The 17460-nt window shown below is 45.8% G+C and carries 16 protein-coding genes and 2 tRNA genes; 10 read left to right on the top strand and 8 right to left on the bottom strand.

The features are described 5' to 3' along the window. Positions 1-529 precede the first annotated feature (529 nt). The gene (locus F7R58_RS08100; RefSeq protein WP_158064426.1) at positions 530-1258 is read left to right on the top strand and encodes a hypothetical protein; all 729 of its coding nucleotides are present in this window, start codon (positions 530-532) and stop codon (positions 1256-1258) included. A 44-nt stretch (positions 1259-1302) separates the two neighbouring features. Here F7R58_RS08100 and F7R58_RS08095 read toward each other — a convergent pair whose 3' ends face one another. Together F7R58_RS08095 and F7R58_RS08090 are read right to left on the bottom strand one after the other, a co-directional pair. After that, a complete protein-coding gene (locus F7R58_RS08095; RefSeq protein WP_158064425.1) occupies positions 1303-2079 on the bottom strand; it encodes a sulfite exporter TauE/SafE family protein in 777 nt (258 codons plus the stop codon). Positions 2080-2175: 96 nt separating this feature from the next. Continuing rightward, positions 2176-4332 (bottom strand): outer membrane beta-barrel family protein, encoded by a 2157-nt coding sequence (locus F7R58_RS08090; protein WP_158064424.1) that lies wholly within the window; start codon positions 4330-4332, stop codon positions 2176-2178. A gap of 207 nt (positions 4333-4539) precedes the next feature. Here F7R58_RS08090 and F7R58_RS08085 point away from each other — a divergent pair, with 207 nt between their 5' ends. Beyond that, a complete protein-coding gene (locus F7R58_RS08085) occupies positions 4540-5103 on the top strand; it encodes a dihydrofolate reductase family protein (RefSeq protein ID WP_158064423.1) in 564 nt (187 codons plus the stop codon). On the opposite strand, the gene pncA is transcribed toward F7R58_RS08085, so the two are convergent. Further along, entirely contained in the window at positions 5087-5692 is a 606-nt protein-coding gene (gene pncA, locus F7R58_RS08080) for a bifunctional nicotinamidase/pyrazinamidase (RefSeq protein WP_158064422.1), read from the bottom strand. The genes F7R58_RS08085 and pncA overlap by 17 nt on opposite strands. Positions 5693-5814: 122 nt before the next feature. Between pncA and F7R58_RS08075 the strand changes: the two genes are divergently transcribed. From F7R58_RS08075 to F7R58_RS08060, 4 genes are all read left to right on the top strand, one after another. Beyond that, the gene (locus F7R58_RS08075) at positions 5815-6351 is read left to right on the top strand and encodes a YfiT family bacillithiol transferase (RefSeq protein ID WP_158064421.1); all 537 of its coding nucleotides are present in this window, start codon (positions 5815-5817) and stop codon (positions 6349-6351) included. Beyond that, positions 6351-6809 carry a DUF1569 domain-containing protein gene (locus tag F7R58_RS08070; RefSeq protein ID WP_158064420.1) on the top strand — a complete coding sequence of 153 codons (459 nt, stop codon included), beginning with the start codon at positions 6351-6353 and terminating at the stop codon, positions 6807-6809. Before F7R58_RS08075 ends, F7R58_RS08070 begins: the two co-directional genes overlap by 1 nt. Beyond that, the gene (gene ytxJ, locus F7R58_RS08065) at positions 6806-7186 is read left to right on the top strand and encodes a bacillithiol system redox-active protein YtxJ (protein ID WP_158064419.1); all 381 of its coding nucleotides are present in this window, start codon (positions 6806-6808) and stop codon (positions 7184-7186) included. The genes F7R58_RS08070 and ytxJ overlap by 4 nt, the downstream gene beginning before the upstream one ends. 38 nt (positions 7187-7224) lie before the next feature. Next, positions 7225-7298, top strand: a tRNA-Ala gene (locus F7R58_RS08060). A gap of 315 nt (positions 7299-7613) precedes the next feature. Here F7R58_RS08060 and F7R58_RS08055 read toward each other — a convergent pair. The 3 genes from F7R58_RS08055 to F7R58_RS08045 all read right to left on the bottom strand — a co-directional run bounded on the left by F7R58_RS08055 (position 7614) and on the right by F7R58_RS08045 (position 10691). Next, positions 7614-7695 (bottom strand) — tRNA-Leu (locus F7R58_RS08055). 190 nt (positions 7696-7885) lie between these two features. Further along, positions 7886-8386 (bottom strand): peptidylprolyl isomerase, encoded by a 501-nt coding sequence (locus F7R58_RS08050; RefSeq protein ID WP_158064418.1) that lies wholly within the window; start codon positions 8384-8386, stop codon positions 7886-7888. 181 nt (positions 8387-8567) lie between these two features. Next, positions 8568-10691 carry a type IA DNA topoisomerase gene (locus tag F7R58_RS08045; protein WP_158064417.1) on the bottom strand — a complete coding sequence of 708 codons (2124 nt, stop codon included), beginning with the start codon at positions 10689-10691 and terminating at the stop codon, positions 8568-8570. 429 nt (positions 10692-11120) lie between these two features. Between F7R58_RS08045 and katG the strand changes: the two genes are divergently transcribed. The 4 genes from katG to F7R58_RS08025 all read left to right on the top strand — a co-directional run bounded on the left by katG (position 11121) and on the right by F7R58_RS08025 (position 14943). Continuing rightward, positions 11121-13232, top strand: a complete 2112-nt coding sequence (gene katG, locus F7R58_RS08040) for a catalase/peroxidase HPI (RefSeq protein ID WP_410493618.1) — start codon at positions 11121-11123, stop codon at positions 13230-13232. Between the two features lie 200 nt (positions 13233-13432). After that, positions 13433-14065: an NAD(P)H-dependent oxidoreductase gene (locus F7R58_RS08035; RefSeq protein ID WP_158064416.1), complete on the top strand. Its 633-nt coding sequence runs from the start codon at positions 13433-13435 to the stop codon at positions 14063-14065. Between the two features lie 15 nt (positions 14066-14080). Then, positions 14081-14521 (top strand): MarR family winged helix-turn-helix transcriptional regulator, encoded by a 441-nt coding sequence (locus F7R58_RS08030; RefSeq protein WP_158064415.1) that lies wholly within the window; start codon positions 14081-14083, stop codon positions 14519-14521. Then, positions 14518-14943 (top strand): organic hydroperoxide resistance protein, encoded by a 426-nt coding sequence (locus F7R58_RS08025; RefSeq protein WP_158064414.1) that lies wholly within the window; start codon positions 14518-14520, stop codon positions 14941-14943. The genes F7R58_RS08030 and F7R58_RS08025 overlap by 4 nt, the downstream gene beginning before the upstream one ends. 272 nt (positions 14944-15215) lie before the next feature. Here the strand turns inward: F7R58_RS08025 and F7R58_RS08020 are convergent, their stop codons facing one another. Then, complete coding sequence (locus tag F7R58_RS08020) at positions 15216-16745, bottom strand: SulP family inorganic anion transporter (RefSeq protein WP_158064413.1); 1530 nt, start codon at positions 16743-16745, stop codon at positions 15216-15218. A gap of 76 nt (positions 16746-16821) precedes the next feature. Next, a complete protein-coding gene (locus F7R58_RS08015) occupies positions 16822-17424 on the bottom strand; it encodes a TlpA family protein disulfide reductase (protein WP_158064412.1) in 603 nt (200 codons plus the stop codon). Positions 17425-17460: the final 36 nt, after the last annotated feature.

Raw genomic sequence — 17460 nt, 5'->3', positions numbered from 1 at the left:
AACCTTCGAGCAATTTCAAACTATCAAACCTCTGAACAATGTGAACCATTAGAACCTTTAAAAATCCACAACCAGCACATCATATCCAAACCGGCTAATGGAAAGAATAAGGATGAAAATAAAAAGATAACGGATGAACCGGTTGCCTTCCTGATGGCCAGCTGCGCTCCTACCAGGCCGCCCAACGCGTTACAATCCGCTGCTCAAAGTCGGGAGACTTTGAGCAAATTTCATTACTTAACATTTTCATAAATTATTATCTTTGATAAAAGCTGACTCTTAAAAAACCATTTAGAAATAGTGTGGTCCTCTTAAATACATTACATTTTTAATTTTATATTAAAGAGATTAAATCATTCATGTTCTTGGAGCAAGAAGAGATTTGGAACGGCTCAAAGTCAGGGAACTTTACGCAGCGGGTGAATGATAAAAATATCTAGGGACCACAAAAACCTGCAGAGTAATTACGATAGGCTTATGTTACATCAATCTGAGATTGGAAGACTTAATTTAAAAAACCAATAAACTCATGCAAAAAACATATATTCTATTGGCTATATTACTTGGTTGTTTGCTTCATTCACAAATTAAAATGAAAATTAACTTAATTGGTTTGGAAAAAACCACTAACGGACCCAGTTATAAAATTCAAGTTAATCTCAAAAATACGACCGATGATTTTTTTGCCATTCCTGTAGTTTTGACGAAACTCAAAGGCTATTTTGAAGGTGATAGATGTGTCGATAATCTAAATTTCACTGAGATTAAAAATCTAGATGTGACAGCTGTACTTAAAAGTAGTGGCAATATTATGGAGGCGTATAATAGCCCTTTTCCACAGTATTCTATGGAAGATCTACTTGCTATGCAAAAAGAAAACAAAATAGCTAATTCAATAAAGCAAAATAATTTAAGAAGATGGATGTGTGAGCACAATATATCGGATATAAAATTTGCTGAAATGAACAAAACTCTTTCCGAGAATATTGTACTATTAAATCCTAAAGAAGAAATATCATGGTCAATATTTTTTAGACCCAGCAGTCTAGATTGTTTAGATTGTGACCTTTATTTTTTTTATATGCTGAAAGAAGATTCTGATCTTGATTTTGCTTTATTACATTGTGTTGACGATAGTATTTACACCTACTTAACAGAAGATCAAAAAAGCAAATTAAGTGGTTACAAATTGTATTCGGGGGAATTATTAAGCAACGAAATAAAAATTCATTACAATAGTATGACTGTTCCGGATTAAAACTTCCGCTGCTACTTCTACGAACCTGAACTTCCAGAACCTTTTTAAAATTCCACGAAAAGCACCTCATATCCAAACCGGCCAATGGACAGGATCAGGATAAAGATAAACAGGTACCAGATGAATTTATTGCCTTTCCTTATGGCTAACTGTGCGCCTACAAGTCCTCCTGCAGCATTACAAATGGCCATCGGCAGCGCAATTGCCCAGATAATCTGACCTTTAATAAGAAACAGGCAGATGGAACCGGCATTGGTGGCCAGGTTAATAAGCTTCGCATTGGCATTGGCCTTCAGGAAATCCATACCCAGTAGGGTTACGAATGCCAGAATGAAGAAAGTCCCCGTGCCGGGACCAATGAAACCGTCGTAAAAACCAACAGCAATACTCGCGATGCAGCCATTGATGACGGCGGTGTGGTACGGCATCTTCTTCTCTTTAGCATTCCCGAAATCCTTTTTAAAGATGGTGTAAATGGCCAGGACTATCAGCACAAAGAGTAATACCGGTTTCATAAACTCATTGCTGACTACGGTAAGCAGCCGGGAACCCAGGAAGGCTGAAATAAAAGCCAGCAGAGCCATCAGGAGCAGCAGCTTCCAGTCGATTTTGACCTTCCGGAGGAACTGTGATGTTGCCAGAGCTGTTCCGCAGAAAGCGGGAACCTTTAGTGAGCCTATTACCGCAGCTACGGGAATATTTGGCAGAAATGCCAAAGCCAGTGGCGTCTGTATCAGTCCACCGCCACCTACCACAGCGTCAATAAAACCCGCAGCAAAGGCTGCGAGGCAAAGGTAAATCAGTATTTCAGTTTGGGGCACAACAGCAAATTTAGCCTGCAAAGTTAAGGCTTAATAAGCTGTCACGATCCTTATTCGGGAGCGTCATGCTGCAAATCAACTGTTGCCCGATTCTGATCAGCCTTTACCGCCACCGTTCTCCTTTTCCACATTGGTCTTGCTGCTTTCCTTCACTTTCTGATTGCCAAACCTCTTAACAAAAGTCAGGTGCGCACCATACCAATCCCATTTATTTACACTTCGGAATGTGCCGATGGGGGAATACGTGATGAAATCATTTCCGGGCCTGCGGAAGATATTATTGAACCGGATTCCGGCTTCCATCTGTGTGGCAGGAAATAGTTTGGTGGCTCCGAAACTGTGGAAGAAGTTCATTTTATTGCCCATGGAGTTGCCCCAGTTCTGGGAGTGCAGGCCCATCCATCCGTTGATGTTGATGTTTTTGCTGAAAAGATTGGTATACGAAAAATTTGTTGAGCCGCTGAAGTTGGTAATGTAATCCTGCAGACCCACAAAGTTATTGCGCTGTCTGAAATCACTATTGTCCACATACGTAAGTCCCAGGTTGAAATTTACATTCAGTTTGTTTTTCAGGAAGTTCTGATTGGTATTAGCGTACAGCGAATAGTTGTTTACACGGCCGTAAAAGGTGGCCGGCATCATGATGGTCTTTCCGTCTTCCACAACGTAAGACGTCCAGTAATCCTGATTGGTGGTATTGTAATTGACCGAGAGGAAATATTTCTTGTGAAGTCCCAGTTTCAGCCCGAAACGGTCGTTGGGGTTTGGCTCCAGTTCCATATTTCCGCGCTGGTAAATCCCGTTGTCCATAGGCATCAGGAAAGGATTGAATTCCGTAAACCAGGGCCGCCACAAACTGTGCTTGTAAGTTGCGGTAAGATTGTAGTTTTCGTTAAAGGAGTATTTTAGAAGTAGATCCGGCAACAGGGCTCCGTAGGAATCAGTTCTTTCTATGCCGCCCACATCCTGTTTTACCGTGAAGTTAATATACTCATACCGTAATCCGATCCGTGTTTCAAGTTTTTTAAAGAAGGTCTTACTGAAGTTCGCATAAAGGGAGTTCAGATTTTCAACATAGCCAAAGGTGTTGGTTCTGTCGGGATCCAAAATCCAGGAATTGCCCAGCTGATTAAAATAATCAAAAGGCATAATATTGTTCCGGAAATTCATTTTTCCGCCAAATTCCAGCAGATTGCCATCCTTGTCTACAGGCTGCGAATAGTCCACTTTAATATAGTATTCGCGGTTTTGGTTTTCGGAAGCTGTTTTTATACCTTCAAACGCAGCGGGATCCCATATTGTTGTCTGTATTCTGGTATTATCGTCTGCAGAATAGTTGAAGCCTGTGTTCACATCCAGAATCCGGTTTTTTTCCTTGTCGTAAAACTTGTAAAAGAGATTGCTGCCCGCAAAAAGGTTGCTGCCGTGGGCATTTATATGATTGGTATACGAATTCTGAAGTACACTGTTCAGGAAATACTGACCGTCCGCCACAGCGTCATAGCTGTTTGTAGATCCGTAATACTGTACCACAAGTCCCAGATTGTTCTTTTCATCCAGTTCAAACTCAGTTGCAGACGTTAAAGATGGTGCTTTACCGGTGCTGTTGCTTTCGCTGCCGACCCGCCTGAGTGAATTGTCCGCGTAAATGAGGTTTTCATTAAATGATTCGTTTACACTGTTGGTATTGTTGAAACTTCCGTTAAGTGACTGGGTGAAACCTTTACGGTGATAGTTAAGGTTGCCACTGGTCGCTTGAGAATTCTTGAAACTCTGCGAATTTCCCAGTGAAACGCTGCCCTTCATACCCTCATTTTCATTCCTCTTCAGCACAATATTGATTACCGCACCGCCTGTTTCATATTTGGCGGAGGGTGTGGTAATGACTTCAATCTTCATAAGATTGTCGGCGGCAATAGTCTTCAAGTATTCCTTCAGCTCTTTGCCCGTGAATACCGATTTCCGGTCGTTAATGTAAACTGTTACTGCGTTTCCTTCGGCCTGAACATTGTCATTATTGTCTATGTTCACCAGTGGTGTCATGCGCAGTACATCCCAGGTACTGTTGCCGGTCAGGATAGCACTGTTGGCCACATTAAACACGGTGCGGTCCGCTTTGCTTTCAATCGTCGGTTTCCGTGCCGTTACTACAATTTCATCTATACTCTTCGTTTTTAAAGTATCAGCCGTGGCATTCTGCGCATGGGTAAAGATCCCGCAAAGCAGGATAGCGGCAATCAGATTTTTTTTCATTGGTTACAGTTACCGCAATTAGACACAAAAGAAGGAATTGTGTTACAGCAAAACAGTATTTTATTCTTCAGATTACCGTTCCTCAATAGGTTGTAACCTGTAAATATTTATTTTTAACTCAGAAAATGTATGCAGTTTCAGTAGAATATTTTAATTTCATATTCCCCAAATTTGGCGGTCTGACAACAATTACTGAACTAATCCTTCATGAGAAAAACAGTTACGGTTATTAACTTTACCCTTGATGGTGTCAGTGATCATTCCGCCGGCCTTGCGGACAGTGAACTTCATGAGCATTATACCCAACTCCTGCGTGAATCAGACGTCATACTCTATGGCCATACTACCTACGAGCTGATGGAATATTGGCGTGAAGTGCTGCAAAATCCGGTTGCCGACCCTTCCATGAACCGCTTTGCGCAGGCGATTAACCAGATTCCAAAAGTGGTGTTTTCGCGAACTGTTAAAGAATTTGCTGACAGGTGGAATTCTGCCCGGATTTCATCGCAGAAACTGGAAGATGAAGTTAAATTTTTGAAGCAGTCTGCCGGCAAAAGTATTCTGGTGGGCAGTCCGGATCTTATTATCCAGCTTTTAAATCTCAATCTCATTGATGAATACCAGTTTTGCATACACCCGGTTTTGACGGCCGGCGGCACAAGGCTTTTCGACGGTATTCGCCAAAGAATCCGGATGAATTTACTGCGTACAAAAACATTTAAAAACGGTGCTGTTATCCTGTATTATGAACCCGTTAACCAAGCACGGTGACACCCCTTTCCAGCATCTCATAAATTGCGTCGCGGCCGTTCTCGGGTTTAACATTTACCGCTTTCGTGCCGTGGAAATGAAGGCAGGTTATGAATCCGGCCTGCACGGCGTCCAGACATGTAGCCTTTACACAGTAATCTAAAGCCAGACCTGCAATTTCAACAAGCTGAATATCGTGGTATTTCAGGAAATCTTCCAAACCGGTTTTCATAAAGTGGTTATTGTCCTGAAACGCACTGTAACTGTCGAATTCAGGATTCTTGCCTTTCTGGATGATATGGGTTACTTTGGTCCGGTCCAGGTCCGGGTGGAAATCTGCACCATGTGTGTCCTGCACACAGTGATCAGGCCACATAAACTGCGGGATACCGTTAAGACTGATTTTTTCGCCTACCTTACGGTTATTGGTGGAGGCAAAACTTTTATGGTTGGCAGGATGCCAGTCCTGGGTCAGGACCACCTGTTCATATTGATTGTCTTTCAGCAGTAAGTTAATATAGGGGATGATTTGAGCGGCACCCGGAACGGCCAGCGCACCGCCTTCACAAAAATCATTCTGTACATCTACAATTATCAGGGCTTTTTTCATTCGGTTAAAGTATAAATTATTTCGTTTATCTTGTAAGCAGCATCTGCCGCTTCTCTGACTAAATTTACGCGTTAAACGCAAAAGCCCAGCCAAAGAGCTGCTGATGCCAAAACGTCCTGTTTATGAATGATATGGAAGATTACCGATTTCCCTTGGGAAAATATGAACCGGCAGTTGAGATCAGCGATGCCGATGTAGATGATTATATTCGCGTTCTCAAGGATTTTCCCGGACGCCTGAAGAATGTAGTGGACTCGTGGACAGACGATATGCTGGACACACCCTACCGTCCCGGCGGCTGGACCGTTCGCCAGCTCATCAATCATTTGTCAGACAGTCATATGAACAGTTATATCCGGTTCAAACTTGCCCTTACCGAGGATAATCCTGTAATCAAACCTTATAATGAAGCCAAATGGGCCGAGCTGCAGGACAGTTTTACGATAGACATAAAGCCTGCGCTCCGCATCCTTAAGGGCCTGCACCAGCGTTGGGTCTACGAGTTGAAGGCATTAACCAACCGTGAATTTCAGCGCACCTTTGTCCATCCGGAACAGCAGCGAAGCATTACCCTGCGCGAAAGTCTGGCATTCTATGCCTGGCACTGCAGCCATCATCTTGCCCACATAGAGAACCTGAAAAAAAGGATGAACTGGTAATGCTGAACAGTCTGCACCGGCTTTGTGATCAGGATGAAGTTAAACAGCGGTTATCCGCACTTGCAGAAGATGCTGAAGCCCGCTGGGGACGGATGAACGCTACACAGATGCTGAAGCACTGCCGGCTGGTGCTGGAGATTCCACTGGGGAAGATTTCAGTGCCGGAGCCACCGCGTATTCTTCGTTTTGTCGGAATCGTAACCAAAACGGAGATGAAGATTTTTAAAAACGGAATTCCGCGAAATATGCCCACCTTTGCAGAACTCCGGGCTGAAGAATGCACTGACTATAAAACCGAAATGGTAGACCTTTTGCATACGCTGGACGGGTACTGTGCCCTCGCAGATGTAGGAAAACTCCCGGACACGCATCCGCTGTTCGGCAAAATGCAGCCTAAGGACTGGGGTTTCCTGGAGTACAAACATCTGGATCACCATTTAAAACAATTTGGATTATGAGTTTACTGAACAGACTTTTTGGAAGTAATGAGGGACGGAACAGCGAAGCAGAGCGGGGTTTCTGGAAAATACTGACCTCGGAGCAGATGCTGGAAGACGCCGTGCAGAAATCACATGAAAAAAAAGTGGTTTTGTTTAAGCACTCCACCAGATGCTTCATCAGTCAGACTGTACTGAAGAATTTTGAAAGGGAAGTGGAATCTTCTGATAAGGACGCGGAGTATTATTTTCTGGACCTTCTGGCTTTCCGCAGCCTCTCAAACAGGATTGCGGAACTATTTGATATTGAGCACCAAAGTCCGCAAATGATCGTGCTGGAAAAAGGCAAGGCCATAAAAAATGCATCTCATAACAGTATTTCTGTTGATTTAGTTTAAATATTTAAAAAAAATAACTAATATTGCACAACCAAAACGGGGGATTAGCTCATCTGGCTAGAGCGTTAGACTGGCAGTCTAAAGGTGGTCGGTTCGATCCCGATATCCTCCACTGGAAATAAAGCACTTACGGGCAACTGTAAGTGTTTTTTTGTTTATTAAGCGATTAGGTAGTTTGGGGGGTTAGAAGTTTAGAATGTTCACCACTTCTGCAAATACAAACTTTCTGATCCTGCTGCAACCTTTGTACTCGTTGAGGTTAGTGGAGCCGGGAGTCAAGAGCTCAGATGTTAATCTCAGATTTCAGACGTCAGACAGTTAAATTAGTTGGGCCGTAGGTATTTTAGTGGATGGAAAGGTTTAAAAGAAATGACAGCGGGAATAACATAGCTAAAAAAAGCCCTCATTAAAAATGAGAGCTTCAATGTGCCCGGAACAGGACTCGAACCTGCAAGCTTGTGGGCACCCGCACCTGAAACGAGCGTGTCTACCAATTTCACCATCCGGGCATCGGATTTTGTGAGGCACAAAAGTACACAAATTTTGTCGATATCCTATTTAATTGTTCAAAAAATATAACACTGCAGAAAAGTTTTCTCATAGGGATTGTTAACCTCTTTTAAAGTGGACCAAAAACCTGTTCATTGAAACAGAAAAGCCCCGATATTCACCGGAGCCTTAACTGATAATAAAATATTTTTAGTGTCCGGAATGTCCGTCTGCACCATGTGCATGACCATGAGAAAGTTCTTCCTCGGTTGCCGGACGGGTAAGTACAACTTCAACGTCAAAATTCAGGGTCTTTCCCGCCATAGGATGATTAAGGTCTACGGTAACTGCATCATCAGCTACTTCCATTACAACAGCGCTAAGATGATTGCCATCCTGGTCCTGTAACGGCAGAATTGCGCCTACCGGTGGCATTCCGGACTGTGCGAACATGTCTGCAGGAAGCTGCGTTGTTGCGTTTTCCACTCTTTCGCCATAACCTTCCTGAGGGCTAAGTGTGAACGACTTCTTATCGCCGGCTGTCAGTCCTTCAATTTCCTGTTCAAATTTAGGCAGCATCATTCCCACACCGTAAAGAAAGTTGAAAGGGTTCTCAGCATCCGTTTTTTCAATGAAGGTTTGCGCTCCATTTTCTTCAATCGCATTCAAAGTGTACTGAAGTGCAACTACGTGGTTTTTTTCTATTGTCATGAGGGTAAAGTTTGCAAAGGGATTGTATCCCTTTCATTATAAAAATATGACGGCCTGCCGGCCGCGAAGTTGCAAAGGTAATATTTTTAAATAATTCCGGATTTTACAGGAAGCGAAGGCTGAAGTGCTGATAAAGATTAGTGTAATCAACGGAAAATTTTTATTGCTGAAGTTGAAGCACTTATCCGGCGAATAGCTCAACAACGCCATCCTCTCTTAATATCAGCAAGCCCTCAGTAAGGCCTTTAGGATGTTCTGTAAATCCTTTCAGTTTTCCTGATTTACCTTTAGCGACAATGTCATGAATCTGTTTCTCTGTAAGCTTTTTTCCGAAGCAGACAAAGGGTATTTTTAAGCCGCACTCCCTGTGTCTTACGCATCCTATGGCCGTCTTGCCTTTAATCAGGTGGTTCTCCTTACATTTAGGGCATTTTATTTCTGTCCATTCTGGTACCGGATTCTTGCGGACAGTCTTTTCTTTTTTTTGTGCGGCAGGAGCTTCCTCAAACGAAATGCTTCGGGCTTTTTCACTAATTACCTTTCGGGTAAGGTTGGTCACCATAGTCACCAGCTCTTCCCGGAAAACATTGGCTTCATATTCACCGCTTTCAATCTTTCTGAGTTTATATTCCCATTCGCCTGTGAGTTCCGGACTCTTCAGGACGTCATCATCTATGGTGTCTATAAGGTCCATGCCCGTGCGGGTGGCAAAAATGTTCTTCTTTTTCCTTTCAATATATTTCCTTTTGAAAAGGGTCTCAATGATATTGGCTCTTGTAGAAGGTCTCCCTATGCCATTGGCTTTCAGCATGTCCCTCAGTTCTTCGTCCTCCACCTGTTTTCCGGCCGTTTCCATGGCCCGCAGCAGGGTAGCCTCGGTATAAGGTTTCGGCGGGCTTGTTTTTCCCTGATGCACCAGCGGATGATGCGGACCTGTTTCCCCTGCTTTAAATTCAGGGATTTCCTGCTCCTCAGCTTTTGTCTCTGTCGCGGATTTTTCGGCGACATCTGCTTTATCTTTTGCGTACACCGAACGCCAGCCGGGTTCCAGCACCTGCCGGCCACTTGTCCTGAAAGGTATGGTACCCACTTTACCCTCTACCAGAGTATTTGAAATCTTACATTCAGGATAGAATACGGCGATAAACCGCTTTGCCACCAGGTCGTAAATAAGTTTCTCCTCACGGGGCAGCGTGGTTCCCGGTGTGATTTCAGTAGGAATGACAGCGTGGTGGTCGGTCACTTTGGAATCATCGAAGACCGCCTTGGTCTTGGGGAGTTCTCCGGCCAGCAGGGGTGCCGTAAACTCACTATAAAAAGTCATTGACTTCAGGATTCCGGAAATTTTCGGATAAAGGCTGTCGGGTAGGTAAGTGGTGTCAACACGCGGATAGGTTGTATGTTTTTTCTCGTAAAGACTCTGAATGTACTTTAATGTGTTCTCGGCCGAGAAGCCATACTTTCGGTTGGCCTCTACCTGCAGTGCGGTGAGGTCAAACAGCCGCGGATTTTTCTCTTTACCCTCCTTTATTTCAAAATAAACGATTTCAAACAGATGCTGCTTCAGATATTCCAGTCCTTTCTCTGCCTTTTCTTTGGTTTTTAGACGGTCAATGGCCGCCGTGAACTGGACTTCCCGGTAAACTGTTTTCAGTTCCCAATATTCTTCAGAAGTAAATGCATCAATCTCCTTCTGCCTCTGAACCAGCATTGCGAGCGTCGGTGTCTGCACTCTGCCAATAGACAGTACGCCGCGGTTAGCGCCAAATTTCTTCGTAAAAAGCCTGGTGGCGTTTATGCCCAGAAGCCAGTCGCCCACCGCCCTTGCGTTTCCTGCCAGATATAGGTTGTGGTAGTCCTCAGCGGGTTTCAGATTGGCAAATCCTTCCAAAATAGCTTCTTCAGTCAGTGAAGAAATCCAAAGCCGCTGTACCGGTTTTTTGCACCGTGCTTTCTGAAGCACCCACCGCTGTATCAGTTCACCTTCCTGACCGGCATCCCCGCAGTTTATTACCTCCGTGCACTGTTCCACCAGTTCCTCTATTACACGGAACTGTTTTTCCACTCCGGGATTGGGAATGAGTTTGATGCCGAAATTTTTTGGAATGATGGGCAGGAAGATCAGGTCCCAGGATTTATAATGCGGACTGTAATCATGAGGTTCTTTGAGGGTGCAAAGATGCCCGAAAGTCCATGTCACAAGATAACCGTTTCCCTCCATATAACCCGCACGGGCCTGGTGCGCGCCCAGCACTTTGGCAATATCGCGGGCCACACTGGGTTTCTCAGCAATACATAACTTCATTTTCGGCAGCATTAAGAATGTCCGCAAATTTCAGCAATTTTTATTAATCTGCAGAATGCGGCAACTTTGATTAGATTTTGTTGTTTGTAATAGACGATTTATATTAATTTGATTGTTTTTATTCACGGTGTCTATGATAAGAATGATGATTAACTATGAATTTGATGACTGCACAGCTACGAATTAATCCTAACTTTGGTAAAAACAAGCAAAATGACAAACTCAGACGAAAAGTGCCCTCACCATGAAGGGCAGAAAGCTCAGGAGGCCATGGAGCAGGCCAATCAACCGGTGGAGAACAACCCTCAGCAGGGTGAAACCATCCACAGTCAGAATGAAGAGAATCCAATTCCGGTGGCCGGTGCGAGTCTGGGAAGCGGAAAATGCCCTGTTATTCATGGTGCAAACACTGAAGATGGTAAAAATGTGATGAGCTGGTGGCCCAAGTCGCTGAACCTTGATATACTCTCACAGCACGACCGAAAGACCAATCCCTTCGGCGAAGAATTTAATTATGCCGAAGAATTTAAAAAGCTGGACCTGGAAGCGGTGAAATCCGACCTGAAGTCGCTGATGACCGACAGCAAAGAATGGTGGCCGGCAGACTGGGGCCACTATGGCGGTCTCATGATCCGTATGGCCTGGCACTCGGCCGGAACGTACAGAACGGCAGACGGTCGTGGCGGCAGTAACACGGGCAGTCAGCGCTTTGCGCCGCTGAATGCCTGGCCGGACAATGTGAACCTGGACAAAGCAAGACGGCTTCTATGGCCCATCAAGAAAAAATACGGCAATAAACTTTCCTGGGCCGACCTGATTATTTTAGCCGGAAACATGGCCTATGAATCCATGGGGCTTAAAACCTTTGGCTTTGCAGGCGGGCGCGAAGATGTATGGCATCCTGAGAAAGATATTTACTGGGGAGCCGAGAAGGACTGGCTGGCGCCAACAGGCAGTGAGGGCAGCCGCTATACCGGCGACCGCGAACTCGAAAATCCCCTGGCTTCTGTTATGATGGGTCTGATTTATGTAAACCCCGAGGGGGTAGACGGTAATCCGGATCCTCTGAAGACGGCGGCAGACCTAAGGGTGACCTTCAGCCGTATGGCAATGAATGATGAAGAAACGGCTGCGCTTACCGTAGGTGGTCATACCGTAGGTAAATGCCACGGTAACGGTGATGCTTCCGTTTTGGGCGGCGATCCCGAAGAAGAAGGTCTGCATGCCCAGGGTCTTGGCTGGCTGAATCCCAAAGGTAAAGGACACAGCGAAGATACCGTCACCTCCGGACTGGAGGGTGCCTGGACCACTCATCCCACAAAATGGGATAATGGATATCTGGACCTTCTGCTCAACCATGAGTGGAGGCTGACCAAGAGCCCGGCCGGTGCCAATCAGTATGAGCCTGTGAATCTTCCGGAAGAACTTAAACCTGTGGATGCCCACAATCCCGATGTTCGCAGGAATCCCATGATGACTGATGCCGATATGGCGATGAAAGTAGATCCCGGTTACCGCAAGATTGTGGAACGCTTCCACAAGGATTTTGATTATTTCTCGGATACTTTTGCCCGCGCCTGGTTCAAGCTGACCCACCGCGACTTGGGTCCTAAATCGCGCTATCTCGGTCCTGATGTGCCTGCCGAAGACCTTATCTGGCAGGATCCAATACCGATTCCTGATTATACACTGAGCAATGATCAGATTGATGAACTGAAACAAAAACTATTGAACAGTGGACTCACCCGTACAGAATTGATTACCACAGCCTGGGACAGCGCCCGGACTTACCGTGGTTCCGATTACCGGGGAGGCGCAAACGGTGCGCGTATTCGTTTGGAACCGCAGCGAAACTGGGCGGGCAATGAACCTGAAAGGCTGGCCAGAGTGCTGCGTGTGCTGGAAGGTATTCAGCAGAATTACAGTGTGAAGGTGAGCATGGCAGACCTTATTGTGCTGGGGGGAACGGCTGCAGTGGAACAGGCGGTCCGTGAGGCGGGTTATAATCTGGAGGTGCCGTTTTCGCCCGGCAGAGGTGATGCTACCCAGGAAATGACAGACGCCGGATCCTTTGACGAGATGGAAACGGTACACGACGGTTACCGCAACTGGCTGAAAGCCGATTTTGTGGTCTCCGCAGAGGAACTGATGCTGGACCGTACCCAACTGATGGGTCTTACCGCACCTGAGATGACGGTTCTTGTCGGAGGTATGCGTGTCCTGGATACCAATTATGGCGGAAACGGGGAGGGTGTCTTCACAGACAGATCCGGCACACTGTCCAATGATTTCTTCATCAACCTTACTGATATGAACTTTAAGTGGGTACCTGTAACCGATAACCTTTATCATATCACCGACCGGAAATCCGGCCAGGTGAAATGGACAGCCAGCCGTGTGGACCTTGTTTTCGGCTCGAATTCCATTTTACGGTCTTATGCTGAATTCTATGCTCAGGACGATAACCGCGAACGTTTTGTAAAAGACTTCATTAAAGCCTGGACAAAGGTGATGAATGCCGACAGGTATGATTTAAGGTAAAGCTTTTCCCCTCATTTCTGAGGGGATTTTTTTTGATATATTTTCCTGGGGTAGGGTGAGGCTGCAGTTTCCTGATAGAATCTGTCTGTTGTTCATTTCTAGCAATTAAATTGCGCACAATGTAATTGCGCACTACCTTTGTGCCGTTCAGTTAAGATGATTTGAACACTTATAAAAGTCAATCTACAAAATTCAAATAAATGTCATTAATAGAAAATTTAAACTGGAGACACGCCGTTAAAGCATACAATCCAGACAGAAAGGTTTTAGAACAGGATTTAAACAAGATTCTTGAAGCAGCCCGTCTTGCACCAACTTCGTCGGGACTGCAGCCCTTCCGTGTAATTGTGGTGGAAAATCAGGAACTGAAGGAGCAGATGGTGAAGGGCGCCCTGAATCCGGAGGTGATGCGCGACTGCTCTCATGTGCTGGTTTTTGCAGCGTGGGATGAGTATTCAGCCGAGAAAATCGACGCGGTTTATGATTATCATACTGATGTGCGTGAGTTGCCGCGCGGACGATTTGGAAGTTATACTGATCTGCTTAAGCAGCTGTACGGATCGCAAACCCCGGCTGAACATTTTGCACATACCGCCAGACAGACTTATATTGCTCTTGGACTGGCTATGGCACAGGCGGCAGAACTTAAGATAGACAGTACGCCCGCCGAGGGTTTCAGCAATGATGTTGTTGATGACATCCTGGGGCTTCCGGAACTTGGACTGAAGAGTGTGACTCTGCTTTACTTGGGTTACCGCGATGCTGAAAAAGACTGGCTTTCGTCCATGAAAAAGGTAAGGTTGCCGATGGAGGAATTCATCATCAGAAAATAACATAAAGGTAAAGATATGGGCACCACTGATTCCCTGCTGCTGAACGAACAACTGTGTTTTCCCCTGTATGCTCTTTCCCGGGAGATTACCGGCCTGTACCGCCCGCTGCTGGAGGAGCTGGATTTAACCTACCCCCAGTATCTGGTGATGCTGGTTCTGTGGGAGCAGGACGGCCTTGCAGTCTGCGACCTGGGCAGCCGCCTCCTTCTGGACAGCGGCACGCTGACACCTCTGCTGAAACGGCTTGAGTTAAAGGGTTTTGTAACACGTAAACGGTGTACTGATGACGAACGGGTGGTGCATCTGTTTCTTACCTACAGCGGTAGGTCGCTTCGTGAGCAAGCCCTGGACATCCCGGCTAAAATGCTGAAAAATATAGATGTGGAGGTGGAAGAACTTAACGCCCTGAAAATCACCCTTAACAAAATCATTAATCAAATACAAAAACAGTTATGAAAACATTATATACCACAAATGTCACTGCCACAGGAGGCCGCGAGGGCCATGTAAAAAGTGATAACGGACTGATCGACATGGATGTCCGCATGCCTAAGGCTCTGGGCGGTGCCAATGATAATTATGTTAATCCCGAGATGCTTTTCGCCGCAGGTTATTCGGCCTGTTTTGACAGCGCACTGAAACAGGTAGCAAGAATCGCAAAAGTGAAAACCGGCGAAACTTCTGTAACTGCAAAAATCAGCATTGGACAGCTGGACAATGGAGGGTTTGGTCTGGCTGCGGAACTGGCCGTAAACGTGCCGGGTGTCTCTCTGGAAGAGGCACAGTCCCTGGTGGAGAAAGCGCATGAAGTTTGTCCTTATTCCAATGCCACGCGAAATAATATGGATGTAAAACTGACCGTGTCCAACAGGGGATAAATTCGTAAACGCTTTAACTTAAACCTTTCGGAAGAAATTCTGAAAGGCTTTTGTTTTTGAAGCATTTGTTTCCCTTATGAACAGTCACCACCATGAGTTGCTGCAACGCTATATTTCGGCGCACTTTCCCGAACACAAAGAACGGTCTTCTTTAGCTTTGTTTACAAAGTTTCCTAAGTTGAATCACGCAGCAGGAGTCCGCGCAGACCTCCTGGAAACTGATAACTTAGCTCAAAATTAAAAAGTGAAGTTATTTCTTAATCAGTTCCTGTCTATACCGGAATCCTGTAAGTAGGGTCTTCCACTACATTTACTTCAATGATGGCTTCGGCATTTTTCAGCAGCTGGCGGCAATCCGGGCTCAGGTGCTGCAAACGCACGGTTTTGCCAAGCTGATGATACCTTTTCGTAAGACTGCTCAGTGCCTCTATGGCCGACATATCCACTACGCGGCTCTCGGCAAAATCAATGATCACTTGCTGAGGGTCATTCTGCGGGTCAAATTTCTCGGCAAATCCGGCCACCGAACCGAAGAATAAAGGTCCGTAAATATCGTAGTGCTTCACTCCGTCACCGTCCACATGTTTGCGCGCCCGGATGCGTTTGGCATTATCCCAGGCAAAGACCAATGCTGAAATGATGACGCCTATAAGTACCGCTAAAGCCAGATTATGCAGGATAACGGTGATGCCTGTAACAACTATCATCACAAAAATATCGGAACGCGGCATGCGGCGCAGGATCCTGAGGCTGGCCCACTCGAATGTACCTACAGCCACCATTATCATTACGCCCACAAGTGCGGCAACAGGTAGTTTACCAATAACCGGGGCACCCACCAGAATAATAATCAGGATAGTTAAAGCCGCTACAATTCCGGAAAGTCTGGCTCGGGAGCCGGCCGAAAGGTTTACCAGCGTTTGGGCTATCATTGGACAGCCGCCCATTCCGTAGAAAAATCCGTTCAGGATATTGGCACCGCCCTGCGCCACGCATTCCCGGTTGCTGTTTCCTTTGGTTCCGGTAATTTCATCAACCAAATTAAGCGTCAGTAAACCCTCGGTAAGTCCTACAGCGGCCATAATTGCTGCGTAGGGAAAGATAATCTGCAGCGTTTCCAGCGTAGACGGTATCTGCGGAATATGAAAGGGCGGCAGGCTGCCGCTTACCGAGGCGATATCCTGCACCTGTTTGGTGTCAATGTTAAAGCCGATCACCAGCAGAAAAACAACCGCAATGGCCGCCAGCGAGGCCGGTATTTTTTTTGTGATTCTGGGAAACAACAGGACTATGGCGACGGTTAATGCGACCAAGGCAGACATGACGTACAGCGGTGTTCCGCGAAGCCAGGTAATTTCTCCGTTCACCACCGTCCGGAACTGCTCAAACTGTGACATGAAGATGATGATGGCCAAACCGTTTACAAATCCGAACATTACAGGTTGAGGGACCAGTCGCACAAATTTTCCGAGTTTCAGCAATCCCACAGCAATCTGCACTACGCCGGCCAGTGCCACAGCCCCAAAAACATATTCCAGACCGTGAGATTTCATAAGGGCAATCAGTACGATCACCGTAGCGCCTGCACCACCGGAAATCAATCCGGGACGGCCACCAAATATAGCTGTCACCAAACCCATAATAAAGGCGCCGTACAGACCTACAAGCGGGGGGAAACCCGCCAGGATGGCAAATGAAAGGGATTCCGGAATCATGGTCATGGCTACGGTGAGGCCTGCCAGGATTTCGGTGCGGTAATTTACTTTCTGACTAAAATCGAACAGGTTCAGTACGCTTTTCATCTTTCAGGAACAATCCTGCAAAAGTAAGGGTTTTAATGATGTATGAGCACCGCAGGAATATGGCTTTTCATCAGCCTCACTCTGCCAGCATCTTATCAATTTTTTTGTAAAATGATTCCTTGCTGTAATCGGCCATGCCGGTGTGGTGCAGCCGTATAGCACCTTTTTTATCCAGAACAACGGTGGTCGGAAGCGAACCTGTGTAATAAGCTGCCGGAATGGCGGACGCCGGCACCAATAATGGTAGGGTATACTTTTGCTTATCCAGATAATTCCTGCCGGCGTCGGGCTGATCGTCCAGGTTTACTGTAAGGAAGACCACATCCTTATCATCTTTATAACGGTCGTAGAATTTCTGTATGGATGGAAATTCTGCCCGGCAGGGCGGACACCAGGATGCCCAGAAATTCATAAAGACCACTTTGCCCTTTAAGTCCTGTGTACTTACCAAACGGCCATCCTCGTCCTGAACTCTGAAGTCCGCAATTTCGCCTATAGTTTTGCCCTTAGATTCTTTACTCTGGTCCTGCAGGGTGAGATTCATTACACCAGTGGAAATTACCTGCCGCATAAACCATGTTTTTGCGTCAGGACTGATGAGTATTACGGCCAGGAAAGCTGTGAGTAAGGCGGTGCTCCAGTTTTTTTTAAACCATTCTTTTGTTTTTTCCTTGTTCATAATGTAAAAGAGAAACTGCAGAAGAGTTAAGATCTC

The organism is Chryseobacterium sp., from assembly GCF_008831505.1.
Classification (GTDB): domain Bacteria; phylum Bacteroidota; class Bacteroidia; order Flavobacteriales; family Weeksellaceae; genus Marnyiella.
Note: the sequence above shows the minus strand (reverse complement) of the source record. Positions and strands in the feature narration are given on the sequence as shown.

Excerpts from the sequence above, each read along its gene's own strand:
- F7R58_RS08100 (WP_158064426.1), top strand. The coding sequence starts at position 530 with ATGCAAAAAACATATATTCTATTGGCTATATTACTTGGTTGTTTGCTT.
- F7R58_RS08090 (WP_158064424.1), bottom strand. The coding sequence starts at position 4,332 with ATGAAAAAAAATCTGATTGCCGCTATCCTGCTTTGCGGGATCTTTACC.
- F7R58_RS08085 (WP_158064423.1), top strand. The coding sequence starts at position 4,540 with ATGAGAAAAACAGTTACGGTTATTAACTTTACCCTTGATGGTGTCAGT.
- pncA (WP_158064422.1), bottom strand. The coding sequence starts at position 5,692 with ATGAAAAAAGCCCTGATAATTGTAGATGTACAGAATGATTTTTGTGAA.
- F7R58_RS08075 (WP_158064421.1), top strand. The coding sequence starts at position 5,815 with ATGAATGATATGGAAGATTACCGATTTCCCTTGGGAAAATATGAACCG.
- F7R58_RS08070 (WP_158064420.1), top strand. The coding sequence starts at position 6,351 with ATGCTGAACAGTCTGCACCGGCTTTGTGATCAGGATGAAGTTAAACAG.
- ytxJ (WP_158064419.1), top strand. The coding sequence starts at position 6,806 with ATGAGTTTACTGAACAGACTTTTTGGAAGTAATGAGGGACGGAACAGC.
- F7R58_RS08050 (WP_158064418.1), bottom strand. The coding sequence starts at position 8,386 with ATGACAATAGAAAAAAACCACGTAGTTGCACTTCAGTACACTTTGAAT.
- F7R58_RS08045 (WP_158064417.1), bottom strand. The coding sequence starts at position 10,691 with ATGAAGTTATGTATTGCTGAGAAACCCAGTGTGGCCCGCGATATTGCC.
- katG (WP_410493618.1), top strand. The coding sequence starts at position 11,121 with ATGAGCTGGTGGCCCAAGTCGCTGAACCTTGATATACTCTCACAGCAC.
- F7R58_RS08035 (WP_158064416.1), top strand. The coding sequence starts at position 13,433 with ATGTCATTAATAGAAAATTTAAACTGGAGACACGCCGTTAAAGCATAC.
- F7R58_RS08030 (WP_158064415.1), top strand. The coding sequence starts at position 14,081 with ATGGGCACCACTGATTCCCTGCTGCTGAACGAACAACTGTGTTTTCCC.
- F7R58_RS08025 (WP_158064414.1), top strand. The coding sequence starts at position 14,518 with ATGAAAACATTATATACCACAAATGTCACTGCCACAGGAGGCCGCGAG.
- F7R58_RS08020 (WP_158064413.1), bottom strand. The coding sequence starts at position 16,745 with ATGAAAAGCGTACTGAACCTGTTCGATTTTAGTCAGAAAGTAAATTAC.
- F7R58_RS08015 (WP_158064412.1), bottom strand. The coding sequence starts at position 17,424 with ATGAACAAGGAAAAAACAAAAGAATGGTTTAAAAAAAACTGGAGCACC.